This is a genomic window from Roseburia sp. OM04-10BH (assembly GCF_003462605.1).
GTDB classification, from domain to species: domain Bacteria; phylum Bacillota; class Clostridia; order Lachnospirales; family Lachnospiraceae; genus Roseburia_C; species Roseburia_C amylophila.
Window position 1 is genome coordinate 138,520 of the sequence record NZ_QTZI01000010.1, and the last position, 512, is coordinate 139,031.

At 46.9% G+C, this 512-nt stretch carries 4 tRNA genes; all 4 read right to left on the reverse strand.

The features are described 5' to 3' along the window. Window positions 1–25 precede the first annotated feature (25 nt). Window positions 26–99, reverse strand: a tRNA-Ile gene (locus tag DXB43_RS11315). A 6-nt stretch (window positions 100–105) separates the two neighbouring features. Continuing rightward, window positions 106–178 (reverse strand) — tRNA-Thr (locus DXB43_RS11320). A gap of 75 nt (window positions 179–253) precedes the next feature. After that, a tRNA-Glu gene (locus tag DXB43_RS11325) sits at window positions 254–325 on the reverse strand. A 30-nt stretch (window positions 326–355) separates the two neighbouring features. After that, window positions 356–427, reverse strand: a tRNA-Asn gene (locus tag DXB43_RS11330). Between the last annotated feature and the right edge of the window lie 85 nt (window positions 428–512).

Here is a 512-nt window from a genome sequence, read left to right on the forward strand (position 1 = left end):
GGGCCAAATAAATTTAAAATAAAAGTGGACCTTCGGGGACTCGAACCCAGGACCGACCGGTTATGAGCCGGTTGCTCTAACCAACTGAGCTAAAGGTCCATATAAAGCCGATGATCGGACTCGAACCGATAACCTGCTGATTACAAATCAGCTGCTCTGCCAATTGAGCCACATCGGCGTATGCCTTCTGCAGACTATGAACCCAGCCTTTCAGCCAATCTTGCAGTTTACAATCCATGAGTTTTCACCCAAGTGACTCCGACGGGAATCGAACCCGTGTTACCGCCGTGAAAGGGCGATGTCTTAACCGCTTGACCACGGAGCCATATATTATTTATCAATGTTGATAAAAAAACTCCCCGAGTAGGGCTCGAACCTACAACATCACGGTTAACAGCCGTGCGCTCTACCATTGAGCTATCGAGGATTATGAATAGGCTATGCTATTTTGTAACATACCTTCAAAACTTCATACAGATTGTTTCCGAGTTGCTTTGGTCAAGCCCTCGACC